At 51.3% G+C, this 3,548-nt stretch carries 2 tRNA genes and 2 rRNA genes; all 4 read right to left on the reverse strand.

The features are described from left to right. A 5S ribosomal RNA gene (gene rrf / locus N8H71_RS28605) occupies positions 1-71 on the reverse strand; the annotation flags it as partial. A gap of 152 nt (positions 72-223) precedes the next feature. Next, positions 224-3,114, reverse strand: a 23S ribosomal RNA gene (locus N8H71_RS28610). A gap of 244 nt (positions 3,115-3,358) precedes the next feature. Beyond that, a tRNA-Ala gene (locus N8H71_RS28615) sits at positions 3,359-3,434 on the reverse strand. Positions 3,435-3,464: 30 nt separating this feature from the next. Next, positions 3,465-3,541 (reverse strand) — tRNA-Ile (locus N8H71_RS28620). Positions 3,542-3,548: the final 7 nt, after the last annotated feature.

Here is a 3,548-nt window from a genome sequence, read left to right on the forward strand (position 1 = left end):
TCGGCGATGCATCGTTTCACTTCTGAGTTCGGGATGGGATCAGGTGGTTCCAACGCTCTATGGTCGTCAAGAAATTCGGGTACTGACTCGTGACCAGATGGCCTCGCTTCAGCAAATTGGGTATGTGACAGCTTTCGGTGTTTTGTGAACGTCGAACTTTCGGTTCATTTTCGTCTTCACACACCGCAATCTGGCCTTTCGACGCAAATTGCTTGGGTGTTATATGGTCAAGCCTCACGGGCAATTAGTATTGGTTAGCTCAACGCCTCACAGCGCTTACACACCCAACCTATCAACGTCGTAGTCTTCGACGGCCCTTCAGGGAACTCAAGGTTCCAGTGAGATCTCATCTTGAGGCAAGTTTCCCGCTTAGATGCTTTCAGCGGTTATCTTTCCCGAACATAGCTACCCGGCAATGCCACTGGCGTGACAACCGGAACACCAGAGGTTCGTCCACTCCGGTCCTCTCGTACTAGGAGCAGCCCCTCTCAAATCTCAAACGTCCACGGCAGATAGGGACCGAACTGTCTCACGACGTTCTAAACCCAGCTCGCGTACCACTTTAAATGGCGAACAGCCATACCCTTGGGACCGGCTTCAGCCCCAGGATGTGATGAGCCGACATCGAGGTGCCAAACACCGCCGTCGATATGAACTCTTGGGCGGTATCAGCCTGTTATCCCCGGAGTACCTTTTATCCGTTGAGCGATGGCCCTTCCATACAGAACCACCGGATCACTAAGACCTACTTTCGTACCTGCTCGACGTGTCTGTCTCGCAGTCAAGCGCGCTTTTGCCTTTATACTCTACGACCGATTTCCGACCGGTCTGAGCGCACCTTCGTACTCCTCCGTTACTCTTTAGGAGGAGACCGCCCCAGTCAAACTACCCACCATACACTGTCCTCGATCCGGATAACGGACCTGAGTTAGAACCTCAAAGTTGCCAGGGTGGTATTTCAAGGATGGCTCCACGCGAACTGGCGTCCACGCTTCAAAGCCTCCCACCTATCCTACACAAGCAAATTCAAAGTCCAGTGCAAAGCTATAGTAAAGGTTCACGGGGTCTTTCCGTCTAGCCGCGGATACACTGCATCTTCACAGCGATTTCAATTTCACTGAGTCTCGGGTGGAGACAGCGCCGCCATCGTTACGCCATTCGTGCAGGTCGGAACTTACCCGACAAGGAATTTCGCTACCTTAGGACCGTTATAGTTACGGCCGCCGTTTACCGGGGCTTCGATCAAGAGCTTCGCGTTAGCTAACCCCATCAATTAACCTTCCGGCACCGGGCAGGCGTCACACCCTATACGTCCACTTTCGTGTTTGCAGAGTGCTGTGTTTTTAATAAACAGTCGCAGCGGCCTGGTATCTTCGACCGGCGTGGGCTTACGCAGCAAGTGCTTCACCCTCACCGGCGCACCTTCTCCCGAAGTTACGGTGCCATTTTGCCTAGTTCCTTCACCCGAGTTCTCTCAAGCGCCTTGGTATTCTCTACCCAACCACCTGTGTCGGTTTGGGGTACGGTTCCTGGTTATCTGAAGCTTAGAAGCTTTTCTTGGAAGCATGGCATCAACCACTTCGTCGCCTAAAGGCAACTCGTCATCAGCTCTCGGCCTTAAGATCCCGGATTTACCTAAGATCTCAGCCTACCACCTTAAACTTGGACAACCAACGCCAAGCTGGCCTAGCCTTCTCCGTCCCTCCATCGCAATAACCAGAAGTACAGGAATATTAACCTGTTTTCCATCGACTACGCTTTTCAGCCTCGCCTTAGGGACCGACTAACCCTGCGTCGATTAACGTTGCGCAGGAAACCTTGGTCTTTCGGCGTGGGTGTTTTTCACACCCATTGTCGTTACTCATGTCAGCATTCGCACTTCTGATACCTCCAGCAAGCTTCTCAACTCACCTTCACAGGCTTACAGAACGCTCCTCTACCGCATCACCTAAGTGATACCCGTAGCTTCGGTGTATGGTTTGAGCCCCGTTACATCTTCCGCGCAGGCCGACTCGACTAGTGAGCTATTACGCTTTCTTTAAAGGGTGGCTGCTTCTAAGCCAACCTCCTAGCTGTCTAAGCCTTCCCACATCGTTTCCCACTTAACCATAACTTTGGGACCTTAGCTGACGGTCTGGGTTGTTTCCCTTTTCACGACGGACGTTAGCACCCGCCGTGTGTCTCCCATGCTCGGCACTTGTAGGTATTCGGAGTTTGCATCGGTTTGGTAAGTCGGGATGACCCCCTAGCCGAAACAGTGCTCTACCCCCTACAGTGATACATGAGGCGCTACCTAAATAGCTTTCGAGGAGAACCAGCTATCTCCGAGCTTGATTAGCCTTTCACTCCGATCCACAGGTCATCCGCTAACTTTTCAACGGTAGTCGGTTCGGTCCTCCAGTCAGTGTTACCTAACCTTCAACCTGCCCATGGATAGATCGCCCGGTTTCGGGTCTATACCCAGCGACTAAACGCCCTATTAAGACTCGCTTTCGCTACGCCTCCCCTATTCGGTTAAGCTCGCCACTGAATATAAGTCGCTGACCCATTATACAAAAGGTACGCAGTCACAGAACAAAGTCTGCTCCCACTGCTTGTACGCATACGGTTTCAGGATCTATTTCACTCCCCTCTCCGGGGTTCTTTTCGCCTTTCCCTCACGGTACTAGTTCACTATCGGTCAGTCAGTAGTATTTAGCCTTGGAGGATGGTCCCCCCATATTCAGACAAAGTTTCTCGTGCTCCGTCCTACTCGATTTCATGACTAAGAGACTTTCGCGTACAGGGCTATCACCCACTATGGCCGCACTTTCCAGAGCGTTCCGCTAATCTCAAAGCCACTTAAGGGCTAGTCCCCGTTCGCTCGCCACTACTAAGGGAATCTCGGTTGATTTCTTTTCCTCAGGGTACTTAGATGTTTCAGTTCCCCTGGTTCGCCTCTTGCACCTATGTATTCAGTACAAGATAACCATCTTGTGATGGCTGGGTTCCCCCATTCAGACATCTCCGGATCAAAGTCTGTTTGCCGACTCCCCGAAGCTTTTCGCAGGCTACCACGTCTTTCATCGCCTCTGACTGCCAAGGCATCCACCGTATGCGCTTCTTCACTTGACCATATAACCCCAAGCAATCTGGTTATACTGTGAAGACGACATTCGCCGAAAATTCGAATTTCTCAACTAAGAGAACTCACAAATTTTACCTTAGCCTGATCACCACCAGTGAAAGTGGATCTCAGTCTATCTTTCTATCACATACCCAAATTTTTAAAGAACGAACTAGTCAAAGACTAGAAATCAACATTCACCATCACAGCGATGGAATGCTCATTTCTAAGCTCTTACTTCAGAAGCAGTAGTGGTGGAGCCAAGCGGGATCGAACCGCTGACCTCCTGCGTGCAAGGCAGGCGCTCTCCCAGCTGAGCTATGGCCCCGTATTTCTACAGGCGTTTCCCACACAAAATTGGTGGGTCTGGGCAGATTCGAACTGCCGACCTCACCCTTATCAGGGGTGCGCTCTAACCAACTGAGCTACAGACCCAATTTCG

It is taken from the genome of Pseudomonas koreensis (assembly GCF_025447595.1).
GTDB lineage: Bacteria > Pseudomonadota > Gammaproteobacteria > Pseudomonadales > Pseudomonadaceae > Aquipseudomonas > Aquipseudomonas koreensis_H.